Raw genomic sequence first — 21998 nt, forward strand, 5'->3', positions numbered from 1 at the left:
ATACGTAGGTACAGACGATGAAGGTGCGTCGGATGTACCGGCCCATCGCGAATGAATTCGCTCCCACAGTTCAAATTTACGGCAGCTTCGTCACGCGACCTCACACAACGCCGACGCTTCGATGTTCAGGGTGACGCGCCTGCCGTTGGGGTGCAAGTCGTCGGCAGAGCGGTTGAGCACATCGACGACCAGCTCCACCCCTCGCGCTTCGACGCGATAACGAATCACGTTACCCAACAGGCTGTGGCTGCGCACCTCGCCTTCCAGCGAGCCGGTCAGGCTCAACTGGATGGCTTCCGGGCGAATCGCCACGCGGCTGTTGATCGGGCGCTGCATCAGGCGGCTGGCGTCGTCGGGCTCAAGCAGGTTGTAGTTGCCAATGAAGCCTGCGGCGAATGCATCGACCGGCGCGGTGTACAGCGTTTCCGCGTCGCCGCTTTGCACGATCCGGCCCTGGTTCATCAGGAAGATGCGGTCAGACATGGTCAGCGCCTCTTCCTGATCGTGGGTGACGAAAATCGTGGTCAGGCCCAGCTCTTGTTGAATGGCGCGGATCTGCTCTCGCAAGTGTTTGCGAATCCGCGCATCCAGCGCCGACAGCGGCTCATCGAGCAGCAGCAGGCGCGGGCGGGTAACCAGCGAGCGCGCCAGGGCCACTCGCTGGCACTGGCCGCCGGACATCTGGTGCGGATAACGCTTGGCCAGTTCGTTCAGCTCCACCAGCTTCAACACTTCGGCCACACGCTGCCGGGTTTCATCGGTGCTGACCTTCTGCATGCGCAGACCGAAGGCGACGTTCTGCTCCACGTTCATGTTGGGAAACAGCGCATAACTCTGGAACACCATGCCGATGCCCCGCTTCTGCGGCGACAGCGGAACGATGTTCTTGTCGTCGAGAAAGATCTTGCCGCGGGTGACTGAGGTCAGGCCGGCAATACAACGCAGCAGGGTAGATTTGCCGCAACCCGACGGGCCGAGCAGGGTGACGAATTCGCCCTGATTGATCACGCAGTTGATATCGCTGAACACCGCTGTGCTGCCGTAGTTCTTTTGCAGGTTTTCGACGCTGACGAAGCTCATATCAGTCTTTGTCCTTGTTCAGTCGGTTGGCCGCCCAGGTCAGCAGCAGTACGAAGAAGAAATAGGAGATCACCAGTGCGCTGTTGAAGTGGCCGCTGCTGTTGCGCATGTTGTTCAGGTAGACCTGCAGGGTTTCGTAGCGAGTGCCGACCAACAGGTTGGCGAATACGAATTCGCCGAACAGGAAGGAGAACGACAGCAGCAGCGCAATCATCAACCCCTTGCGCAGGTTGGGCAGCACCACCAGGAATGCCGCTTTGAAGGTGCTAGCGCCCAGCAGTTGCGCGGCGTCCATCAGGTCGACCAGGTTGATCGCCTGCAGGTTGTTGGTGATCGCCCGATACATGAACGGCAGTGCCACGGTGAAGTAGCAACCGATCAGAATCCACGGTGTCCCGACCATCGCCAGCGGCCCCGATCCGTAGAGCTGCAACAGCCCGACTGACGACACCACCGGTGGCACGGCGAAGGGCAGCAGGATCAGGATGTTCATCAGCGCGTCGAGCTTCGGAAAGTGGTAATGCACCACGAACAGCAGCGGCAGAATCAGCACCACCGAGAGGATCAACGCGCCGACGCAGACCAGCAAAGATTGCCCGAAGGCAATCAGAAAGCGTGGATCGCTCCACAGCGCCACATACCATTTATAAGTGAAGCCTGCGGGCAGAATGGTCGCCGACCAACTGGTGGCAATCGAGTAGACAAAGGTGCCGAGCAGTGGCGCAAGCAGAATCAGGAACAGGATGTACACCACCAAGCGGTGGTAAAGCCCGACCGGGCCGCGTTCAGCGCGAGACATGGTAGCTCCTCTTCAACAGCCACTGATGGACGAGAGTGACCAAGGTCATCATGCCCACCAGAATCATCGCCAGTGCGCTGGCCATGTTCGGGTCCAGCGTGATGTCACCGGCCACCATCGCGGCGATGCGAATCGGCAGCACGTTGAAGTTGCCGGTGGTCAATGCGTAAACCGTCGCATAGGCGCCCAGAGCGTTGGCCAGCAGGATGACGAACGTGCCGAGCAGGGCAGGGGTCAGCACCGGGATGCCGATGTGTCGCCAGAAAGCCCAGCCGCTGGCACCCAACAGCGAAGCCGATTCGCGCCAGTCTTCACGCAGCGCGTCGAACGCCGGGTACAGCAGCAATACGCCAAGGGGGATCTGGAAGTAGGTATAGAGGATGATCAGGCCGGTTTTCGAGTACAGGTTGAAGTCGTCGATGATCCCGGCCTGTTTCAGGATCAGCGTCAGCGCGCCGTTGAAGCCGAGCAGGATGATGAAGGCAAAGGCCAGCGGCACGCCAGAGAAGTTGCTGGTCATGTTGGCGAAGGCGCTGACGAAATCCCGCAGCCGCCCTGGCACTTTGCGCAGCGAGTAACTGCCGAGGATCGCGATGACGATGCCGATCAAACTCGACCAGAAACTGATCTCCAGGCTGTACTGCATCGCCTGGCGATAGAAGCGCGAATTGAACGCCTTGACGAAGTTGTCCACGCCCCAGCCCGCGTCCGAGTGCAGGCTGTTGATCGCGACCCAGGCCAGTGGCGCGATCTGAAACGCGATGAAGAAAATCGCAAAGGGCACCAGGCACAGCAGCCCCAGCCATTTGCCGCGACTCTGTGAATTCACTTGAGCACCTCTCTGCAAACAGGTTTGTCGTGGGGCGCGCCGAGCAGTTCGCACACCGTTCCGCAGATCTCGGTCTGTTTGGGTTGTGCCCCGGGATCGAGGCTGAATGCGTCACCGATGACGAACAACGGCACTTCGCGCTCCTCGGGAAGGGTGCCGTTGTGCGAGCGGTCGTTGTTAATGCCATGGTCGGCGGTTACCAGCACCTGATACCCGGCGTCGAGCCAGCGCTGCAGATATTCGGCAAGAATGACGTCAGCCGAACGCGCGCTGTTGCGGTATTGCGCGGTGTCCAGGCCGTGCTTGTGGCCGGCATCGTCGATGTTCATCGGGTGGATGAACAGGAAATTCGGCTGGTGCGCGGTTCTCAGGTGCTCGGCATCGTCGAACAGGTGTGAATCGGGGTAGTGATCGACGTAATAGAAGTGGCCGTGCTGGATCGGCAGGTCAGCGTCATCCGTGTGTCGGTCGCGGGCTGCGATGAACGGGCTGCGGTTGTACAGCTCGCTGACCCAGTGATAGGCCGCAGCGGCGGTGGTGAGCCCGGCAGCGGCGGCGTAGTGGAAGACGCTGCGCTGGTTGGACAGGCGCGACACGTGGTTGTGCACGATGCCGCTGTCGATTGGCGCAATGCCGGTCAGAATGCATTCATAAAGTGGTCGGGAAAGCGCCGGCAATTCACATTCCAGCTTGTACAAGGCGGCCCGGTCCGCGTTCCGGTAAGCCAGCAAATGCCCCATCGCATGCTGCGCCACGCTGTAACTCAGGCCGTCCAGCAGGATCAGGATGACGTTGTATTTCATACTCGCTCCGCGGATTAAAAACCGTGGGGGCGAATGTATTCGCGATTGGCCGATACATCCGACACATCCTCATCGTCTGTACTTCGGTATCGCGAATAAATTCGCTCCCACAGAGGTTCGGTGTGTGGACCGAAACTTGCGGTCGTCCCCCCAAAATGGCGCTTCATCCTGGAAGCGCCATTAGGTTTTATTGCATCTCGACGATGACCTGCTCGTTCCACTGCTGAGGCAGGGCTTTCGAGGTTTTTTCCCATGCTGCGGGATCTTTGATCGGTGTCACTTTCTCGTACTGCTCGTTGGGCAGTAGCTTGGCCTGTACTTCAGGCGGCAACGTCAGATGTTCGGCGCGGATCGGGCGAGCGTTGCCGTTGGCCAGGTTGATCTGGCCGGCATCGCTGAAGATGTATTCACGCGCCAGTTTGGCGGCGTTCGGGTGTTTGGCGTATTTGTTGATGATGGTGGTGTAGCCGGAAATCACCGAACCGTCAGACGGGATCAGCACCACGTAGTCGTCCGGGTTAGTCATCTTGGCTTTGTAGCTCAGGCCGTTGAAGTCCCAGACCACGCCGACTTCCACTTCGCCTTTTTCCATGGTCTGGATGGTCGGATTGTTGATCCCCAGACGCTTCTGCTGGGCCAGTTCGGTGAACAGTTGCAGGCCCGGTGCAAGGTTGGTTTCATCGCCCTTCATGGCGATCGCAGCCGCGAGTACGCCGTTGGCTGCTTGCGCCGCCGTGCTGACGTCGCCGATCGTCACCTTGTATTTGCCGGTTTTCAGATTAGCCCAGGATTTCGGTACGTCGGAGCCATGCAGCAGCTTCTTGTTGACGATGAAAGCGATAGTCCCTGTATAGGCCAGCGCCCAGTGACCGTCCTGGTCCTTGGCCCAGTCCGGCACCTGATCCCAGGTGCTTGGCTTGTAGGGTTGGGTCACGCCCTTGGCAACTGCGATAGGGCCGAAAGCGGCACCGACGTCTCCGATGTCGGCGCTGGCGTTGTCTTTTTCCGCATCGAATTTGGCCACTTCCTGCGCCGAACTCATGTCGGTGTCCATGTGCACCAGACCGTATTTGGCGGTGAGATCGGTCCAGGTGCCTTTCCAGTTAGCCCAGTCGTCAGGCATGCCCACGCTGTTGACCGCACCTTCGGCCTTGGCCGCGGCTTCCAGGGTCTTGAGGTCGGTGTCCGCGGCCATGGCCGATGTGCTCAGCGCGATGGCCGAACCCAGGAGTGATGCCAGCAAAAGGTGTTTCATTCGAAGCTCCTTCGTGCACTTCTCGACATTGACTTGGAAAGGGTCGGTGAAGTGTTCGTTGCGGGTGGGTATGTCTTGAGTATGTCTAATCGGTTGGTCTGGAAAGCTGGTCTAGGTCAGCAATACCTGAGCCAAGTTAGGCCCGTTACATGACATTTTCGTGTCTGGACCGACTTTTGCTGGGGGAAGCACAGGCTAGGGGTACGGCTTTGAGCTAAGCGTAGACCATGTCCAAGTGCCTGATCTGAAAAGCCTAAGTTCTTTTTAAGGTCGGGATTTTCAAGCGGATCGCGCTGGATTGTCATGCAACAGTCATCTAGGCTGCCTAGGCTCTAGAGCACTGAAACGGGCCATTCCGCTGTAGACCTTGCCCCCAAATCGCACTGGTCTAGTCCAGATAGGTAACGCAATGCGCCAAGATGTGCCTCGAGCGGTGACGACCATCTGCAATGCCCTGCAGGAACAGATCGAGCACGGTCTATTGCCGCCGGGCAGCAAGTTGCCTGCCGAACGCAAACTCAGTGAAGTTTTCGACACCACGCGTATAACCCTGCGCGAGGCGTTGGTGCAGCTCGAAGCTCAGGGGCTGATTTATCGAGAAGAACGTCGCGGCTGGTTCATCTCGCCGCCACGCCTGGCCTACGACCTGATGCGTCGCAGCCATTTTCACGCCATGGTTCAGGCACAGGGCAGGGTGCCGGCGACTCAGGTGATCTGCGCACGATTGCAACCTGCGTCGGCGGCGATCTGTGAATTACTGCAATTGCCCGCGCTGTCCAGCGTGATCCAGATCTGTCGCGTACGACGAATCGACGAGCGCCTGGTGTTGTATGTCGAGCATTACCTCAATCCTGAATACTTCCCGCAGATTCTGGATTTCGACCTGAATCAGTCGCTAACCGAGCTGTACGTCAGTCGTTACGACATCCTTTACGGTCAAGTGCGATTCGAGATGGTGCCGACGGCGCTACCCGTCGAGGCGGCTGCGGCATTGAAAGTATCCCTCGGCAGCCCCGGCTTGCGGATTGCCAGGGTCAATCACGATCAACATGGCCGCTTGATCGATTGCGATCTGGAGTATTGGCGGCACGATGCGATTCATGTGAGTGCGGTGGTAGGGGAGCTGTAGCAGCACAGCTTGTCGGCGGTGGCGATATCACGGGCGCCACCGCCGACAAGCCGCGCTGCTACAGATCGAGCACCAGATCCGACGTCGGCCTGCTGCAGCACAACAACCGCAAGCCCTTGTCGATCTCCCGCTGGCGAATGCCGCCGTTATGGTTCATCTCCACCGTCCCTTGCAACAGTGCGGTCTTGCAGGTGCCGCACACACCCTGACTGCATGATGATGGCACGATAGCACCTGCCTTTTTTGCCGCCCAGAGCACGGTCTGGTCGGCGGGCATGGAAAAAGTCTTGCCGGAGCGGGACAGGGTGATGCTGAACAGTGTTTCCATCTGTTCGGCAGTTGGGGGCTGCTCGATCAGCGGCTCTTCGTTCAGCGTTGCGATGTCGAAGCTTTCCTGATGGTAATGCTGGAAATCGAACGCCCCTTTGGCAAGCACCGCCTTGATCGCATCCATGTAGCCCTGCGGGCCGCAGGTAAACACTTCACGTTCCCTGAAATCGGGCACCGATTCGCTCAGCAGTTGCAGATCCAGACGTCCCACAGGCCCGGCCCAGTCCGCCTCCGCCCCGCGACCTTCGCACACATTCAGCACGCGCAAACCGGGCATCAGCGCTTGCATACGGGTCAGTTCGTCATGAAACACAATGTCGGCCGGCGTACGCGTGCTGTGCACGAAAACGATGTCCAGACGAGCCGCCAGGTCGAAACCGGCGCGGGTCATCGACATCAGCGGTGTGACCCCGGAGCCTGCCGACAGGTACAAGAGCTTCTGCGCCGGATGCCCTACGGGCGTGAAGCTGCCCGCCGGGCCTGAAGCCTTCAGCGAATCGCCCGCCCGCAAGTTATCGTGCAGCCAGTTCGAAACGATCCCGCCCGGTACGCGCTTGACCGTGATCGAGAACGAAAACGGCCGCGTAGGCGACGACGACAGGGTGTAACAACGCGATAAGGTCTGCCCGCTGATGACCGGCGACACCGTTATGAACTGACCGGGCTCGAAGCTCAGCGCGCTAAAGTCGCCGCAACGAAAGCTGAATGTCTTCACGTCGTGGGTTTCGTTATGTACATCGCAACACAGCAAGTTTTTTTGCTCGCCACTGTTCCACTGCGCGCCGTATGCACTCCAGGTCTGCGCATCGGTAAACAGTTGCTGCGATGATGCGCTACCGGAGATGGTGGGCAGATTCTCGTATCGGGTCATGATCATTCCTCACACACCGTGAGCAGCAAGCCGCGCGGCGTACCAGCGAGAGAACTGATCGACGTAGGATTCGGTGAATGCCGAGAACGGACCGGGTGAATAACCAGGGTCCTGAGTACCGCTGTGGGTGATCGCGACCAGATCGGCGTCCTGCTGATTGGTCGCTTTCCAGACCTCGATCAGCTTGTCGACTTCGTAATCCGCGCCCTCTACTGCGTCGGCATTCACGAGCCATTTGGTGCGCACCAGGGTTTTGTCCGGAGCGAGCGGGATGATGTAGGAAATCACCGCGTGATCACTCATCACGTGGGTCCATGAGTTGTGCGTCCACAGATGAATGTCGCCCAGATCGCGTCGGGTCAGGTCGCCAAACAACTTGGTACACGCCACCCGGGTATCGAGGGTCTGGGATTCGCCATTGCCGGCAATGACCAATCGCTGCGTACGAAATTGCGTCACGGCATCCACGTCCAGATGCTCCACGGCATCACAGAGGAAACCGTCGTCTTCCCAACTCTTTCTCGCTGCTGCATTTCGGCGCTCATACTCATCCAGCGCCTGAAGCGATTCTTCGCTAAGCCCTTCGGCGCAAAAACCGAAGTCTTCGGGCAGGAACGAGGCGGTCAGTTCCGGGTGAGTCGCCGAACAGTGGTAACACTCGCGATTGTTCTCAATGACCAACTTCCAGTTACCGTTCTCGATGATCTCCGCTTCATGCGCGATCTTCGTGTAGGGCAAGTTATAAGGCGCAAACCGCGCTGTGACGGCTTCGGCCAGATAATTGATATCTTGCGGGGCCTGCTCGCCCAAGCAGACAAATATATGGGTGCCGACAACTTTGGTATGTACCGGTTGCAAATTTCTGCATTTGCGGTCGAAATCCTGGCCCATATGTGCAGCATGTTTAAGGCGGCCGTCCAGATCATAAGTCCACTGATGATAAGGGCACACCAACATGCCGACTGTGGATTTGCCCGCAGGTTTGAGCCGAGCGCCGCGGTGCCGGCAGACATTACGAAAGGCCTGGATTTGCTCGTCGTCGTCACGTACGACAATAATCGACGACCTGCCGATATCAATGGTGGAAATATCCCCTGGCTCAGGGATATCGGCGGTCACGCCAACCAGAATCCAGTGTTTGTTGAAAAAGATGTCCATATCGTTTTCGAACACATCTTCACGACCGAACAAACCGCCATTCATACCATGGCCCGGAATGCGAGTATCAACTAACTTTCGGTGAGCTTCGATGGCGGCAGTATTCACGGTATACCCCAGAGGTTTATTCAATATCTTTGAAACTTACTGAATAAAGTATCGTGACCGGGTTAAATACCGTCAACGCTCCATATTTTCAACTTCACATAGCTCTAAGTTATGCGAGCGCGCCGCGGATGAACTGCTGGCAATCGACTGCAGTGGGGCACTGCTGTCTCTGAGCCAATCCACCAGGGCATGGATCAACGGAGTGATCTGGCGCCCGTTAGGGATGACCACATAATAAGCCTCCTTGGGCCTGACCACGCAGGGGGTCAGGCGCACCAGCTCGCCGCGCGCGAGCATCGGTTCGAGCAGGCGGTTCCAGCCAAGTGCGACGCCGTGGCCTTGCAGAGCCGCTTGAACGGTGTCGGTGTAAGAGCTGCAGCGCAGGGCGTATTTGAGCTTGGGCCGCTCGTCGCCCAGCGCTTTGAACCAGCCGTTCCACGTCATCCAGCCTTCCAGGGTTGCATCCGAATCGATCAACTTCACGTGCAGGAAATCGTCCGCGCGAGATGGTGCTGCATGGGTGGCGAGCCAGCCTGGCGAGCACACGGGGAAGACCTCTTCGTCGAACAGGAAGACAGACGTGCCGTCATCCCACTTTCCGTCGCCATAGCGCACCGCCAGATCAATGTCGTCCGCGCGCAAATCCGGGGTTAGAACGTGGGTGATCAGGCGCAGTTGCAAGTCCGGATGATTCAGGCGCAGCGCACTCAGGCGCGGCAGAATGCGCAGTTGAGAGAACGCCGAGGTGCTGGCAAGCACAATTTCCTGCTCAGTGATGCCTTCGATGATCTTGTCGAAGACGTTCGCCATGCGCTGCAGGGAATCAGTGGTTACGGCATACAGGACGTAACCCTCGCTGGTCAGTTTGATTGCCCGATGCAGGCGGTGAAAGAGCCGGGTTTCCAGGGTTTCCTCCAGATACCTGATCTGCTTGCTCACCGCCGCCTGGGTCACGCCCAATTCCTGAGCCGCGAGGGTGAAACTGCTCTGTCTGGCGACTGCCTCGAACACCAGCAAGGCGGTCATCGACGGGATCAGACGCCGGTAGCCTTTGACCTTTTTACGAAATTCTTCGTGTTGCATGGTGGTCGCTCTCGTCCAATATTTTCATGCAACGCAATCCTGAGTCGTTTCATGGAACGTCGTCTGAATGTACATAGGTGTACATCAAAAGATCATGAGCGTACAGTTGATTCACTTTTTAATTCGAGGCGACTCGCGAATGTCGGAATCAGCTAAAGGACGGAGCAAAACCCAGGACTCGGGCTGGCGGGGTTCTCCGGAGGGTTGGCTGGAGGCCGCCTACGACGCGCTGAAAGAGTCAGGCGTGGACGCCGTACGGGTCATGCCGCTGGCCAAGCGTCTCAATCTGTCGCGGACCAGCTTCTATTGGTTCTTCCAGGACCGCGAACAGTTGCTTGCCGCGCTGTTGGCGCGCTGGAAGGACAAGAACACCGGCGGGCTGGTCAAGCAGTGCGAAAGCTATGCGGAGAGTATCTCGGAGGCCATCCTCAACGTTTTCGAATGCTGGATAAACCCGGAGCTTTTTGATTCGCAGTTTGAGTTCGCGGTTCGCAGTTGGGCGCTGCAGTCCGCCGAAGTGACCACCGAGATCGCAGCGGCCGACGAGGCGCGCATCAATGCCCTGGCGACCATGTTCAGGCGTTTCGGTTACGAACATGACGCCGCCGATGCTCGGGCGCGGACCATCTACCTGACCCAGATCGGCTACATTTCGATGGGCACCGCCGAGGACATCACGGTGCGTTTTCGTCGTATTCCTCAATACGTCAGCATTTTCACCGGCAAGGCGCCGAAGAAACGCGAGCTCGACCGTTTCTTTGGAAAGTTCGGCTATGCCGAGAAAGAGCCCGGAGAGTTCGTGGCGTTGGCGGATACCTTCGAGGAGGCCCCAAGTGCGAGCTGAAACCGTCGGCATCATTGGCGGCACAGGCTGGCTGGGCGGGGCGCTGGCCAGAGCGTTGCTCGACAATGCATTGATTGCCGCCGAGCGACTGTTTCTCTCCAATCGTTCCGGTGACCATCCGCTGGCTGCTTCGGGCGCTCATCTGCTGGCGGACAATCAGGGGTTGGTCGATGCCAGCGACATCGTGATCGTCGCGGTGCGCCCAGAGCAATTCAAAGCACTGGCGATCAATGCGTCGGACAGGTTTGTGATTTCGCTGATGGCCGGCGTACCGGCGCAAGCCATCAGCAGTGCCACCGGGGCGCGTAAGGTGGTACGCGCGATGGCCAACGCGGCGGTCGACATACGGCAGTCATTCACACCCTGGCATTGCTCGGTTGAGCTGTCAGCGTCTGATCAGGCTCTCGTCCAGCAGTTGCTGGAGTGTGTCGGTACGGCGAGCCGCGTGCCGACGGAAGATTGCATCGACTATCTGAGCGCGCTGTGCGGCACAGGGCCCGCGTTTCCGGCGCTGTTGATGACGGCGTTGATGCGGCAGGCCGTTGCCGCCGGGATCCCGCAAGACATCGCTCGGCAGGCCGCACGCGGAGTCGTCCTGGGGGCGAGTCGGTTGCTTGATGAGACCGAGCCGCAGGCGATGATCGACTCGCTGATGGCTTATCGCGGGGTCACGGCGGCAGCGTTGCAAAGCCTGCTCGCCGCCGATTTCGAGGCCATGGTCGGGCGTGCTGTCCAAGCCGGAGCAGATGTTGCGCGCGGCGGAATGTAGGAAAACCCGCCTGGCACGCGAGCAGGAGGCAGTCTTTAGTATTGATCGACTATCGTCGGTAGTTATACCCGTTACTTACCATGGAGATAAACAAGTCGTTCAGATTAAGTTGAAGTCGCATGATGCTCCAATAACAACTTTTCAAGAACACTTGCGACGGGCTGCGCAGCGCTGTTGCGCTGACCGAATCTTCCAAGTCGTAAAAATGGCAGGAGAAAAAGCTGTGAAATCAATAATTTTTAATGAATTAGTTGTAAGGGCTACTACATCAAAAGATCCATCGCAGACTATGAAATGGATTTTTCTCAAAGACAGTAGAGGTGCAATTATCCTCGGATAACCTGGGCTCATGCCGGGATAACCTTTATTAGCTTGAGCCTATTAAAACGTTCTGTTGTTATAACAAAAAAAGCCGTAATTATTTCCACTGCCGCACCAGGTAACATCCATACACGATAGGGGAGATGCACAATGGTTGCTTATTCACCGTATAAGAAAAAACGTATTGGTTGGTTGGCAGGGGTTGCCTTGACGACTGTGAGCCTGTTCACTCAGGCCGCAGAGCAACCGCCAGTGCGTATCGGCTGGGTCAACTGGTCGGACACCGTGATTGCGGTCCAGCTCGCCAACATCGTTCTGCAGGATCAGTTGAAGCAGCCGGTCAAGCTGGTCATGGCCGACATTGGCATACAGTTTCAGGCCATGGCCGACGGCAAGATCGACGTGATCCCGATGGTCTGGCTGCCGGGCACACACAAGGCCTTCTATGACAAATACAAGGACAAACTCGAAGATCTGGGCGTGCTGTATGAAGGACGCATCGGCATGGCGGTGCCGAAAGACCTTGTTCCTGAGAGTGAAGTTTCAAGCATTGCTGACCTGAACAAGCCGGAAATCAGGACCAGGTTTGACAGCAAGATACTGACCTCCGAGGTAGGCAATGGACAGTACAAGCTGACCGAAAAGGCCATCAACGAGAAAAAGATCGTGGGGTACACGCTGGTCGGGTCTTCGGAAAGCGGGATGCTGAGCGAGCTGGATCGTAACCTGAAACGCAAGAAGTGGTCGCTGGTCAATGCCTGGAGTCCGCACTGGATGTTCTCCAAATATCCACTGCGCTATCTGGATGATCCTGAGCATTTGTTCGGTGGCACCGAGCAGATCCACGCGGTTGCCCGCAAAGGCTTCAGTGAACAGTACCCACAGGTGGCGCAGTTCTTTGCCCACTACTCCATCCCGCAGGCGGACCTGGAAACGATGATGAACGATGCGCGCGCGAGTTCCGCCGACAAGGTGGCCGCTGCGTATTACGCGGCCAACAAACCGCGCTTCGCGGCGATGTTCAAGGACAGCGCCACGGCATCGGCGACGCCTTGATCCAGGTCTCTTAAGCCGACCTTCTGTAGCAGTCCGGCTTGCCGGCGGTGCGGTCCTGAAGATCGCTACCGCCGGCAAGCCGGATTGCTACAGAACCTTGCGTATATCCGCAGGTACTCAGCCCGCCGACTCATCCTTCTTCCCGCGAACCCCGCTCACACTTCCACCACTGGTGCTCACCTGCACATTCAGCCGCGGCGTCGCCAGGTCCATGCCGGCTTCGTCCAGATAGCGCTTGAGCGACAGGTTGAACGCGCGTGACACTTCCCATTGCTTGATCGGCGCAGTCTTGAAGCGTGCGCGCAGGATGGCGTTGCCCGACTCGAAACTCTCCACGCCCTGAATCTCCAGCGGCGACCAGATGTTGCGGCGCTGCAGGGGATCGGTGCGCATCTTCTGGCCGACGTCGCGAATCATCTTCAAGGCGTCGTCGATGTTCATGTTCGACGGGATGGCGATGCGGAAAATCGCGTAGCCGAATTCGCGGGAGTAGTTCTGGATGCTCTTGATCTCGCTGAACGGAATCGTGTGCACGATGCCGTCGATGTCGCGCAGGCGCACGGTGCGAATGGTCAGCCCCTCGACCGTGCCTAGATGCCCACCGACGTCCACGTAATCGTCGATGGCCAGCGAGTCCTCGATGATGATGAACAGGCCGGTGATCAAATCCGCGACCAGCGACTGCGCGCCGAAACCGATAGCCAGACCGATCACACCGGCACCAGCCAGCAGCGGGGTCACGTTCATGCCCATGTTCGCCAGCGCGACGATCACCGCGATGATGAAAATGGTCACGAACAGCACGTTGCGGATCAGCGGCATCATCGTCTGCGCGCGAGCGTTGGCCAGACCTTTGCGCGAGCGGGTGAGGGCGTGATGAATCGCGGTGTCGGCCAGAATCCAGATCAGCCACGCGAATACCAGCGTTGCCGCCAGACCGACGAGACGCACGCTGATGTCATGGCCGTCGCCCTCGGAAAAGCGGATCAGCGACAGGCCCCATACACGCAGGCCCAACTCGATGAACAGCAGCCAGACCAGCAGATGCGCCACGGTATAGAAGAAGCTTTTCAGCCGTTCGGAATACAGCGCATGTCGTTTATGACCGTGGGCCGGTTTCTGCGAGTAGCGCCGCACCAGGCCGTTGATGACCATGCACAGCACCAGCAGCACGGTACAAATCAGCGACTGGCGCAGGGCGGTGCTTGTGTCGCCCGCCGAGAAGAACGTGGCGAACAGCGACACACCTACCAATACCAATGCGGGCAGATACCAGAAGCTGCCAAGGACTTCGATGGTGTCGCTCAGCGCTCGGCGTTTCAGGCGGCGGGACAGTGGCTGATTGCGAATCAGATGGGCGATCGGCCTGCGAAAACGGAGGATGAACAGCCCTGTCGAAATCGCCGCCATGACGTTGGCCAGGGTCGCCGCAGTGTGCGCCAGATGCACGCCGAGGCTGGCAACCAGTCGTGGGTCGCTCAGCGCCTCACCGAACGCGGCAAAACTGCCAATCCACCACAGCGGACGAAATGCCTGATGCCGCAGGATATACAGCGCTCGATGACGGTGCGGGCCGTCGAGCAGGGAAAAGGCGATCACGCAGATGGCCGAAAACAGCGTACCCACCACAAGCGCATAAGCCAGCACCATGGCCAGGTCACGGCCCAGCGACGGTGGCAGGGAATAACTGAGGTAAATGGTGATCACCAATGCGATCAGCCAGGGGCCGAGTTTGCGCAGTGCAAAGCGCAGCATGTCGGTGGGGCGTGGATGTTGTGGCAGTTCTTCTGATAGCCCGAAACGCAGGCGCACCCGATGGCTGAGCCAGATCAACGCGGCGGCCAGCAGGCTCCAAAGGGCAATGACCACGGCAAAGCTGAAGATGATCGGCCACCACTGGCTGGCAGGCAGCATCAGCGCGACGAGTTCCTGTTCGGCCAACGCCACCTCAGCTCCCCAGCGGCTGAGCGGACTGTCTTCGCCGGTGAACTGTTTTTCGAATTCGGACAGCGTGCCGCCGATCAATCCCAGAACGCCTTGCTCGGCGTTGGGCTGGGCTCTTTTGCTGGCGTCGCGTAGTTTCTTGAGGTCATCGAGCAGCTTGCTGCGTTGCTGGTCGTTCTCCAGCGAGGTGATTACTTCATCCAGCGACTGGCCCAGTGGCTCTTGCGCCTGGGGCTGAGCCTTCTGACCACTCAGCAGGCTGGGCAGCCCGGCGGCCTGAGTCAACGCGAGAGGAAACAATGCCAGCAGACAGATCAACAACAGACGCGGCAGGGTGCAAGTGCGGGAAGGGGGAATCACCGGGTCATCAACCTCGAATCGGGCGGGCCATTGATTACGTTATAGGAGCTGGCTTTCCGGTGAATGCGGTGTGTCAGCCAAGACAAGGTTGCTGATAAACCTCATTCGCCAGCTAGCCGGCTCCTACAGTAGCGAGTGTCGGTTATGGCAACTCGGCACTGGCATAAAACGCTGTCAGCACCTTGACCAGATGCGCCAGGTCCTGGCTGCCGGCCAGCTCGCGGATCGAGTGCATGGCGAAGGTCGGCAGGCCGATATCCACTGTGCGCACACCCAGATGGCCGGCGGTGATCGGGCCAATGGTCGAGCCGCAGGCCATGTCGGTGCGGACCACGAAGCTCTGCACTGGCACTTCTTCGGCCATGCACAGATGGCGGAAGAAACCGGCGGTTTCGCTGTTGGTGGCGTAGCGCTGGTTGGTGTTGACCTTGATCACCGGGCCGGCATTGAGTTTCGGGCCGTGGTTAGCGTCATGCTTTTCGGCGTAGTTGGGGTGCACGCCATGGGCGTTATCGGCGGAAATCAGCAGTGATCTCTGGATGGTGCGCACATAGTCGTCGCCTTCGGGCAGCAGACGTTGCAGCACTTGCTCCAGCATCGGGCCATCGGCACCGCAGGCAGAGGTCGAGCCGACTTCTTCATGGTCGGTGCAGATCAGCAGGCAGGTTTCATCGCCATCGGCGTTGAGCAGGGCTTGCAGGCCAGCGAAGCATGACAGCAGGTTGTCCAGACGCGCGCCTGCGATGAAATCACCGTTCAGGCCGATGACGGCTGCGCTCTGGGTGTCGTAGAAGCTCAACTCGTAGTCGAGCACCACGTCGGCGTTCAGGCCATGCTCGCGTGCAAGCTGGTCGGTGAGCAAGGCGCGGAAGTCAGCGCGCTCGTCGCCTGCCACTTGCGCGAGAATTGGCGGCAGTTCGTTTTGCGGGTTGATCGGCCAGCCTTCGTTGGCGGTGCGATTGAGGTGTATCGCCAGGTTGGGGATGATCGCGATCGGCAGTTTGAAGTCGATCAGTTGGCTTTCGACCTTGCCGTCACGACGAAAGGTGACGCGGCCAGCCAGCGACAGGTCGCGGTCGAACCACGGAGCGAGCAGGGCGCCGCCGTAGACTTCGACGCCCAGTTGCCAGAAACCCTGGCGTTGCAGTTCAGGCTGGGGCTTGACCCGCAGGCAGGGGCTGTCGGTGTGCGCGCCGACCAGACGAATCCCGCCGATCAGTGGCGACAGGCGACCCAGTTTGAAGGCGACGATGGAGGAGTCGTTGCGGGTGACGTAGTAGCGGCCACCAGCTTCGGTGTGCCAAGGCTCGCGTTCGTCCAGGCGCTGATAGCCGGCGCCTTCGAGACGTTGTACCAGGCTTGCGGTGGCGTGGAATGGGGTGGGGGAGGCCTTAAGAAAGTCGATCAGGCCTTGGTTCAACTCTTCGCGCATAAGTTACTCCAGACAGCAATGGCGCGAGTTTACAGGCCTATTACTGTGGGGGCGAGCGTGGTTGCTGTGGGGCTTGATGTTGGCGCTGGGTTGGGGTGTATATCCGATGCTTTTGGCGCCGCTGACTTAATTCTGCTTAACGGCAGAAGCGTTTCGCCCCCGGCGGGTTATTTTTGAAAAGCCGGGATGCCGGACCAGGCAAAAGTAGCAAAGCGTTTGCTTCCGGTTGGGTCCAACGTCGTCGGAGTCCTTCCTCCGGCGGCCTGCATCCCAAGTCGCGATTCGTGTCGTCTGAACTATCGCGTAAGAAAAGCAACGGCATGACGGGCTGGAGCTAGCGCTCTTCGCATCGAATGCCGAACACGATGCTTCGCTGCACCCCCGATCTGCTGTAGGAGCCAGCTTGCTGGCGAACGCGGAGTGTCAGACCACGCATCTGTGACTGACCCGCCGCATTCGCCAGCAAGCCGGCTCCTACAGGTTTTGCGGTGTATCGAATTCAGCGAATGCACACATTCCCTGTAGCAGTCCGGCTTGCCGGCGGTAGCGATCTTGCGCAGCAAAGCCTGCGTTCGGCCTGCATCCCAAGTCGCGATTTGTGTCGTCTCAACTATCGCGTAAGAGCAACGGCTTGACGGATTGGAGCTAACGTTCTTCGCATCGTTGATGCCGAACACGATGCTTCGCTGCACCCCCGATCTACTGTAGGAGCCGGCTTGCTGGCGACCGCGGAGTGTCAGACCACGCATCTGTGACGGGGGCCTGTCAAAACGGCGCCGGACACTCGAACCGCAACCGCTCACCCGTCACCGGATGGGTAAACGTCAACATACTCGCGTGCAGACACAACCGCGAATACGCCGCCAGCGCCTCAGGATGCGCATACAACCCATCCCCCAACAACGGATGACCGATCGACAACATGTGCACCCGCAACTGATGCGAGCGACCGGTAATCGGCGTCAGCTCCACACGACAATGCGTGTCGTACCGCTCCAGCACCTTCCAGAACGTCAGCGCATGCTTGCCCAACTCATGATCGACCACATGCCGCGGCTTGGTCGGCGGGTCATAGCGCAGAGGCAGATCGATACTCCCGCTGTCCAGCGTCGGTTGCCCCCATGCCAGCGCGGTGTAGGCCTTTTCGGTTTCACGGTCATGAAACTGCCGAGACAGCTCCCGATGAGTATCCGCATCGCGAGCCAGCAAGATGATTCCGGACGTTTCCCAGTCCAGACGGTGGACGATCCGTGCCTCCGGATAGCCGTTTTCCTGTAGACGGGTGATCAGACAATCCTTGTTGTCATCGGCGCGACCGGGCACCGAAAGCAGCAAGGTGGGCTTGTTCACCACCAGAACGGCGTCGTCCTGATGGAGAATGTGAACGTTGGACAGCGGCATCGAACAGCCTCGTAGCTAAACCAGTCTCAGAGCAAAAAACAGCCCTGTAGCAAACGCCAACGGCGGCTCGCTCACCCAGGACCTAAAAAGTCCCGAGCAACCGAGCCGCCGTGGCGACTGCCTTTTCGATCAACGATCAGGCAGGGTGATATTGAGTTCCAGAATCGAGCAGCTGCCGTCGTTTTCCAACGCGACATGTACGTCATCGTTGCCGATATTGACGTATTTGCGGATCACCTCGACCAGTTCTTTCTGCAAGGCTGGCAGGTAATCCGGGGTGCTGCGTTGGCCGCGTTCGTGCGCCACGATGATCTGTAGACGCTCTTTCGCTACCGACGCGGTGCTTGGCTTTTTGTTGGCACGAAAGAAGTCAAAAATACTCATTAATTACCCCCGAACAGACGTTCGAAAAATCCTTTTTTCTGTACGTCCAGGAAGCGGTGCTCGCGGTCTTTGCCCAACAGGCGATCGACGGCATCGCTGTACGCCTGGCCGGCGTCGCTCTGGTCATCGAGGATGACCGGCACGCCCTGGTTGGAAGCCTTGAGCACAGCCTGGGATTCAGGAATCACCCCCAGCAGCGTCACGGCGAGGATTTCCTTGACGTCTTCAACGCCCAGCATCTCGCCCTTGCTCACGCGCTCAGGGTTGTAGCGGGTCAGCAGCAGGTGTTCCTTGATCGGGTCCTCGTTGCGCTCGGCGCGGCGGGACTTGCTGGCCAGCAGGCCCAGCATGCGATCCGAGTCACGAACCGACGACACTTCAGGGTTGGTCACGACGATCGCTTCATCGGCGAAGTACATCGCCAGGTGAGCGCCCGTTTCGATACCGGCAGGCGAGTCGCAGACGATGTACTCGAAGGTTTCCTTGAGTTCCATCAGGACTTTTTCCACGCCTTCCTTGGTCAGCGCTTCCTTGTCGCGGGTCTGGCTGGCGGCCAGCACGTACAGGCCTTCGATCTTCTTGTCTTTGATCAGCGCCTGTTGCAGGTTGGCTTCGCCGTTGACCACGTTCACGAAGTCATACACCACGCGACGCTCGCAACCCATGATCAGGTCGAGGTTACGCAAGCCGACGTCGAAGTCGACGATGACTGTCTTGTGGCCGCGCAGAGCGAGGCCGGTACCGATAGCGGCGCTGGTGGTGGTCTTGCCCACACCACCCTTGCCGGATGTAACCACGAGAATCTTGGCCAAGGTGTAAAACCCCTAAAAGTAGGACGGCTAGCTTCGTCCGCAAAGTGGCTGCGCTCGGTCATGCTGCGTTAAAAGCAGGCTCGCAATGCTCATTTAGGGGGCTAAACTCCGCTTGCTCGCCTGCTTTTGCCTTGCCTGCCCTTCGCTCGCCGACTTTTCGAACGAACCTAGTCCCTGTTATAGCCCCTCGGAACGCACCGTTGGTTCGTGCAATGGTGAAGGCGAGCGCCTTGCGAGGCTCATGTTCGAGAAAACAAATGAATTTCCCGGATTTCCTTTCCCTTTGCATCGTTTTCGCGACGAATCAGAGTGGCTTTGAAAATGGCGCAGTATCCGTTAAAGACGGGTGATGTTCAACACGTCGCCGGACAGACTGACCTGTACCCCGGCCCCCCACAGAGGATCTCTGCGCAGGTCTTCGGCAACCTTGTATTGCCCGGCGATGGAGATCAGTTCGGCGACCATCTGCTGGCAGAAAATCCGGGCCTTGGTATCGCCCTTGATGCCCGCCAGTGCCCGACCCCGCATCGGACCATACACATGGATGTTTCCATCGGCGAGAAGTTCCGCGCCGGGGCTGACCGAAGAAATCACTACCAGGTCCGAGCCTTGGGCGTAGATCTGCTGTCCGCCACGCACGGGAGCCGTGATTATCTTGGTCGGCTTGATCAGGGGCTCCGGCGGTTTCTCGATCACTTCGGGTTTTTTCTTCACTTCACCTTCCGTCGGATCGAGCAGTCTCTCCCGGGCACCCGAGGGTGGCAAAACGGGCAGGTCGATGGCGATGGCGGCGGCGATGTCTTCAATCCGGTTGGCGCGAATGGCTAGCGTGCGCAGACCGTGCTGGCGGCAGATGCGCATCATCGCCGGCAGATCGATCGCGCCTTCGTTGGGCGGCAGCTTGTCCAGCGCCAGCACCAGCGGGGTGTTGCTGAAGAAGTTCGGTGCCTGGGCGACCTTGGCCGCCAACTGACGATCCAGCGCTTCGAGGTTGTTGCGGGCCAGTTCCAGCACGGTGATGGCCAGCATGCTGCCCTTCAACTGGAACACGGGTTCCTTGTCTTGCAATTCGATTTGGCTCATGTCGGCATACAGCGGCTTGTCGCTAAAAGTGCCGAGACTTATAACGATAACGCCCGCGAGTCGCAAGGGAGCCGCAACCGACTAAGCGTCCCGGATCGCGCCGAACCAATGTAGAATGCCCGCCTTTGCCCTGACGGAAGCTGTAATGGAACGCCCGCGTTTTCGAGCTCAATTTCTTCATCCGCGCTACTGGCCCCTGTGGCTTGGGCTGGGTTTGCTCTGGCTGGTGGTGCAGTTGCCGTTCCGTGTGCTGGTGGTCATCGGCCGCGTCCTTGGCGGGATCATGTATTACTTCGCCACCGACCGACGGATCATCGCCGCGCGCAATCTGGAACTGTGCTTTCCGCAATATTCAAAGGCAGAGCGCAAACGCCTGCTCAAGGAAAACTTCGCTTCCACTGGTATCGCTTTTTTCGAAATGGCGATGAGTTGGTGGTGGAGCACGCCGCGTCTGGCCAGGCTTGCTCATATCGAAGGGTTGCAGCACCTCAAGCAGCCACATCTTGAAGGTCAGGGCGTGATCCTGATGGCGCTGCATTTCACCACGCTGGAGATCGGCGCGGCATTGCTCGGTCAGCAGCACACCATCGACGGGATGTATCGCGAGCACAAGAATCCCGTGTTCGACTACGTTCAGCGCCGTGGCCGCGAGCGGCACAATCTGGACTCCATCGCCGTCGAGCGCGAAGACGTGCGCGGCATGATCAAGCAATTGCGCAAGGGCCGCGCCATCTGGTACGCGCCTGACCAGGACTACGGTGCCAAGCAGAGCCTCTTCGTGCCGCTGTTCGGCATTCAGGCCGCTACCGTGCCGGCCACCAGCAAGTTTGCCAAGCTCGGCCACGCCCTAGTGGTGCCGTTCACTCAGGAGCGTCTGGCCGATGGCAGCGGTTACAAGCTGGTGATTCATCCGCCCCTGACCGATTTCCCCGGCGCAAGCGACGAGGCCGATTGCGTGCGCATCAATCAGTGGGTCGAACGAGCCGTGACCGCATGCCCCGAACAGTATTTGTGGGCGCATCGGCGGTTCAAAAGCAGACCGCCGGGTGAGCCGAAGCTGTATAAAAAGCGCAGCTGAAGATCACGCCGTCAGCTTGTCGGCCTGAAAATCGCGCAGCGCCTGTTCGATCTCCTCGCGGCTGTTCATCACGAAAGGGCCGTATTGCACGATTGGCTCACGCAGCGGTTTACCGGCAATCAACAATACGCGGGCGCCGGTTGAAGTGCTCAGCTGCACTTCGCCCTGTTCCGACAAGCGCGCCAGACGGCTCTTGCCGAGCTTCTGTGCCTGTCCGGCAATCTCCACTTCGCCTTCGTACACATACAAAAGCACGGTGTGACCATCCGCAACCTGTGGGCTGACCCGCGCACCGGCAGGTATATGGAAGTCGAAATACTGCGGCTCGGTGTCCGGACGCTGCACGGCACCTGCCTGTTGCACCTGACCATCATCGAAGTGCCCGGCGATTACGATCACTTCGACGCCGTTTTGCGTAGTGAGCCGCGGAATGCGCTCGGGCTGGATATCGTCGTAACCAGCGTCGCCCATCTTCGATTTGCCCGGCAGGTTCAGCCACAACTGAAAGCCGCGCATCACCCCTTCTTCCTGCTCCGGCATCTCGCTATGGATCACCCCACGCGCTGCGGTCATCCATTGCACGCCGCCGCCCTGCAGCAGGCCAACGTTGCCCATGTGATCTTCGTGGCGCATGCGGCCTTCAAGCATGTAGGTCACGGTCTCGAAACCGCGATGCGGGTGCGGTGGGAAACCGGCGATGTAGTCGTCAGGTTTGTCCGAGCCGAATTCGTCGAGCATCAGGAAGGGATCGAACAACTCGACACCTGGGCCGCCGAAGACGCGCGTCAGCTTGACGCCCGCGCCGTCCGAGGTCGGTTGTCCGGCCTGGATCGATAGCACTTTGCGTAATTGAGTCATGAGGCTCACTCCGAAAGAGGGGAATGACGCCTATGGTATGCCTGTTGAGGCGATGGATGGGTGAGGTTTTTGCGAGGAATTGATCGAGTTGGTAGATGCGTCCGACATCGCACGATCCTTTGTAGGAGCCGGGCTTGCTGGCGAACGCGGGGGGCAGACAACTCATCTGTCACTGATCCACCACGTTCGCCAGCAAGCCTGCTCCTACAGG

General features: G+C 58.9%; 21 protein-coding genes. 6 read left to right on the forward strand and 15 right to left on the reverse strand.

Annotated features, from left to right (window positions below; all coding sequences use genetic code 11):
* Window positions 1-90: 90 nt before the first annotated feature.
* The 5 genes from ACRER8_RS07975 to ACRER8_RS07995 all read right to left on the reverse strand — a co-directional run bounded on the left by ACRER8_RS07975 (window position 91) and on the right by ACRER8_RS07995 (window position 4766).
* Window positions 91-1080 (reverse strand): ABC transporter ATP-binding protein, encoded by a 990-nt coding sequence (locus tag ACRER8_RS07975; protein WP_431745795.1) that lies wholly within the window; start codon window positions 1078-1080, stop codon window positions 91-93.
* Window position 1081: 1 nt separating this feature from the next.
* On the reverse strand, window positions 1082-1879 hold the full coding sequence (locus tag ACRER8_RS07980) for an ABC transporter permease (RefSeq protein WP_431745796.1): 798 nt from the start codon (window positions 1877-1879) through the stop codon (window positions 1082-1084).
* Window positions 1866-2708, reverse strand: coding sequence for an ABC transporter permease (locus ACRER8_RS07985; RefSeq protein ID WP_431745797.1), 843 nt, complete (start codon window positions 2706-2708; stop codon window positions 1866-1868). Before ACRER8_RS07985 ends, ACRER8_RS07980 begins: the two co-directional genes overlap by 14 nt.
* A complete protein-coding gene (locus tag ACRER8_RS07990; protein ID WP_431745798.1) occupies window positions 2705-3511 on the reverse strand; it encodes an alkaline phosphatase family protein in 807 nt (268 codons plus the stop codon). Before ACRER8_RS07990 ends, ACRER8_RS07985 begins: the two co-directional genes overlap by 4 nt.
* 187 nt (window positions 3512-3698) lie before the next feature.
* On the reverse strand, window positions 3699-4766 hold the full coding sequence (locus ACRER8_RS07995; protein WP_431745799.1) for an ABC transporter substrate-binding protein: 1068 nt from the start codon (window positions 4764-4766) through the stop codon (window positions 3699-3701).
* Window positions 4767-5175: 409 nt separating this feature from the next.
* Between ACRER8_RS07995 and phnR the strand changes: the two genes are divergently transcribed.
* Window positions 5176-5895, forward strand: a complete 720-nt coding sequence (phnR, locus tag ACRER8_RS08000) for a phosphonate utilization transcriptional regulator PhnR (protein ID WP_431745800.1) — start codon at window positions 5176-5178, stop codon at window positions 5893-5895.
* A gap of 58 nt (window positions 5896-5953) precedes the next feature.
* Here the strand turns inward: phnR and ACRER8_RS08005 are convergent, their stop codons facing one another.
* From ACRER8_RS08005 to ACRER8_RS08015, 3 genes are all read right to left on the reverse strand, one after another.
* Entirely contained in the window at window positions 5954-7096 is a 1143-nt protein-coding gene (locus ACRER8_RS08005; protein ID WP_431745801.1) for an FAD-binding oxidoreductase, read from the reverse strand.
* A 9-nt stretch (window positions 7097-7105) separates the two neighbouring features.
* A complete protein-coding gene (locus ACRER8_RS08010) occupies window positions 7106-8299 on the reverse strand; it encodes an aromatic ring-hydroxylating dioxygenase subunit alpha (protein WP_431745802.1) in 1194 nt (397 codons plus the stop codon).
* A gap of 135 nt (window positions 8300-8434) precedes the next feature.
* Window positions 8435-9445 carry a LysR substrate-binding domain-containing protein gene (locus tag ACRER8_RS08015; protein ID WP_431745803.1) on the reverse strand — a complete coding sequence of 337 codons (1011 nt, stop codon included), beginning with the start codon at window positions 9443-9445 and terminating at the stop codon, window positions 8435-8437.
* A 139-nt stretch (window positions 9446-9584) separates the two neighbouring features.
* Between ACRER8_RS08015 and ACRER8_RS08020 the strand changes: the two genes are divergently transcribed.
* The 4 genes from ACRER8_RS08020 (at window position 9585) to ACRER8_RS08035 (ending at window position 12435) form a co-directional block, all read left to right on the forward strand.
* Window positions 9585-10289: a TetR/AcrR family transcriptional regulator gene (locus ACRER8_RS08020; RefSeq protein ID WP_431745804.1), complete on the forward strand. Its 705-nt coding sequence runs from the start codon at window positions 9585-9587 to the stop codon at window positions 10287-10289.
* On the forward strand, window positions 10279-11058 hold the full coding sequence (locus ACRER8_RS08025; protein WP_431745805.1) for a pyrroline-5-carboxylate reductase family protein: 780 nt from the start codon (window positions 10279-10281) through the stop codon (window positions 11056-11058). The genes ACRER8_RS08020 and ACRER8_RS08025 overlap by 11 nt, the downstream gene beginning before the upstream one ends.
* Window positions 11036-11398 (forward strand): 4Fe-4S dicluster domain-containing protein, encoded by a 363-nt coding sequence (locus ACRER8_RS08030; RefSeq protein ID WP_431745806.1) that lies wholly within the window; start codon window positions 11036-11038, stop codon window positions 11396-11398. Before ACRER8_RS08025 ends, ACRER8_RS08030 begins: the two co-directional genes overlap by 23 nt.
* A gap of 131 nt (window positions 11399-11529) precedes the next feature.
* The gene (locus ACRER8_RS08035; RefSeq protein ID WP_431745807.1) at window positions 11530-12435 is read left to right on the forward strand and encodes a glycine betaine ABC transporter substrate-binding protein; all 906 of its coding nucleotides are present in this window, start codon (window positions 11530-11532) and stop codon (window positions 12433-12435) included.
* A 117-nt stretch (window positions 12436-12552) separates the two neighbouring features.
* On the opposite strand, the gene ACRER8_RS08040 is transcribed toward ACRER8_RS08035, so the two are convergent.
* From ACRER8_RS08040 to minC, 6 genes are all read right to left on the reverse strand, one after another.
* Complete coding sequence (locus tag ACRER8_RS08040; protein ID WP_431745808.1) at window positions 12553-14739, reverse strand: mechanosensitive ion channel family protein; 2187 nt, start codon at window positions 14737-14739, stop codon at window positions 12553-12555.
* A gap of 142 nt (window positions 14740-14881) precedes the next feature.
* Complete coding sequence (locus ACRER8_RS08045; protein ID WP_431745809.1) at window positions 14882-16171, reverse strand: M18 family aminopeptidase; 1290 nt, start codon at window positions 16169-16171, stop codon at window positions 14882-14884.
* Between the two features lie 765 nt (window positions 16172-16936).
* Entirely contained in the window at window positions 16937-17572 is a 636-nt protein-coding gene (locus ACRER8_RS08050) for an RluA family pseudouridine synthase (RefSeq protein ID WP_431745810.1), read from the reverse strand.
* A 129-nt stretch (window positions 17573-17701) separates the two neighbouring features.
* Entirely contained in the window at window positions 17702-17956 is a 255-nt protein-coding gene (gene minE / locus ACRER8_RS08055; RefSeq protein WP_037013831.1) for a cell division topological specificity factor MinE, read from the reverse strand.
* Window positions 17956-18768: a septum site-determining protein MinD gene (minD, locus tag ACRER8_RS08060; RefSeq protein WP_431745811.1), complete on the reverse strand. Its 813-nt coding sequence runs from the start codon at window positions 18766-18768 to the stop codon at window positions 17956-17958. The genes minE and minD overlap by 1 nt, the downstream gene beginning before the upstream one ends.
* 336 nt (window positions 18769-19104) lie before the next feature.
* The gene (gene minC, locus ACRER8_RS08065; RefSeq protein WP_431745812.1) at window positions 19105-19851 is read right to left on the reverse strand and encodes a septum site-determining protein MinC; all 747 of its coding nucleotides are present in this window, start codon (window positions 19849-19851) and stop codon (window positions 19105-19107) included.
* Between the two features lie 145 nt (window positions 19852-19996).
* Between minC and ACRER8_RS08070 the strand changes: the two genes are divergently transcribed.
* Window positions 19997-20929 carry a lipid A biosynthesis lauroyl acyltransferase gene (locus ACRER8_RS08070; RefSeq protein WP_431745813.1) on the forward strand — a complete coding sequence of 311 codons (933 nt, stop codon included), beginning with the start codon at window positions 19997-19999 and terminating at the stop codon, window positions 20927-20929.
* Between the two features lie 3 nt (window positions 20930-20932).
* On the opposite strand, the gene ACRER8_RS08075 is transcribed toward ACRER8_RS08070, so the two are convergent.
* On the reverse strand, window positions 20933-21787 hold the full coding sequence (locus tag ACRER8_RS08075; RefSeq protein ID WP_431745814.1) for a pirin family protein: 855 nt from the start codon (window positions 21785-21787) through the stop codon (window positions 20933-20935).
* Between the last annotated feature and the right edge of the window lie 211 nt (window positions 21788-21998).

It is taken from the genome of Pseudomonas sp., from assembly GCF_050739935.1.
Lineage (GTDB): Bacteria > Pseudomonadota > Gammaproteobacteria > Pseudomonadales > Pseudomonadaceae > Aquipseudomonas.

Coding starts and splice junctions, on each gene's coding strand:
- ACRER8_RS07980 (WP_431745796.1), bottom strand. CDS start 1,879: ATGTCTCGCGCTGAACGCGGCCCGGTCGGGCTTTACCACCGCTTGGTG.
- ACRER8_RS07975 (WP_431745795.1), bottom strand. CDS start 1,080: ATGAGCTTCGTCAGCGTCGAAAACCTGCAAAAGAACTACGGCAGCACA.
- ACRER8_RS08070 (WP_431745813.1), top strand. CDS start 19,997: ATGGAACGCCCGCGTTTTCGAGCTCAATTTCTTCATCCGCGCTACTGG.
- ACRER8_RS08015 (WP_431745803.1), bottom strand. CDS start 9,445: ATGCAACACGAAGAATTTCGTAAAAAGGTCAAAGGCTACCGGCGTCTG.
- ACRER8_RS08045 (WP_431745809.1), bottom strand. CDS start 16,171: ATGCGCGAAGAGTTGAACCAAGGCCTGATCGACTTTCTTAAGGCCTCC.
- minE (WP_037013831.1), bottom strand. CDS start 17,956: ATGAGTATTTTTGACTTCTTTCGTGCCAACAAAAAGCCAAGCACCGCG.
- ACRER8_RS08075 (WP_431745814.1), bottom strand. CDS start 21,787: ATGACTCAATTACGCAAAGTGCTATCGATCCAGGCCGGACAACCGACC.
- ACRER8_RS08050 (WP_431745810.1), bottom strand. CDS start 17,572: ATGCCGCTGTCCAACGTTCACATTCTCCATCAGGACGACGCCGTTCTG.
- ACRER8_RS08030 (WP_431745806.1), top strand. CDS start 11,036: ATGTTGCGCGCGGCGGAATGTAGGAAAACCCGCCTGGCACGCGAGCAG.
- minC (WP_431745812.1), bottom strand. CDS start 19,851: ATGAGCCAAATCGAATTGCAAGACAAGGAACCCGTGTTCCAGTTGAAG.
- phnR (WP_431745800.1), top strand. CDS start 5,176: ATGCGCCAAGATGTGCCTCGAGCGGTGACGACCATCTGCAATGCCCTG.
- ACRER8_RS08035 (WP_431745807.1), top strand. CDS start 11,530: ATGGTTGCTTATTCACCGTATAAGAAAAAACGTATTGGTTGGTTGGCA.
- ACRER8_RS08020 (WP_431745804.1), top strand. CDS start 9,585: ATGTCGGAATCAGCTAAAGGACGGAGCAAAACCCAGGACTCGGGCTGG.
- ACRER8_RS08010 (WP_431745802.1), bottom strand. CDS start 8,299: ATGAATGGCGGTTTGTTCGGTCGTGAAGATGTGTTCGAAAACGATATG.
- ACRER8_RS07995 (WP_431745799.1), bottom strand. CDS start 4,766: ATGAAACACCTTTTGCTGGCATCACTCCTGGGTTCGGCCATCGCGCTG.
- ACRER8_RS07990 (WP_431745798.1), bottom strand. CDS start 3,511: ATGAAATACAACGTCATCCTGATCCTGCTGGACGGCCTGAGTTACAGC.
- ACRER8_RS08005 (WP_431745801.1), bottom strand. CDS start 7,096: ATGACCCGATACGAGAATCTGCCCACCATCTCCGGTAGCGCATCATCG.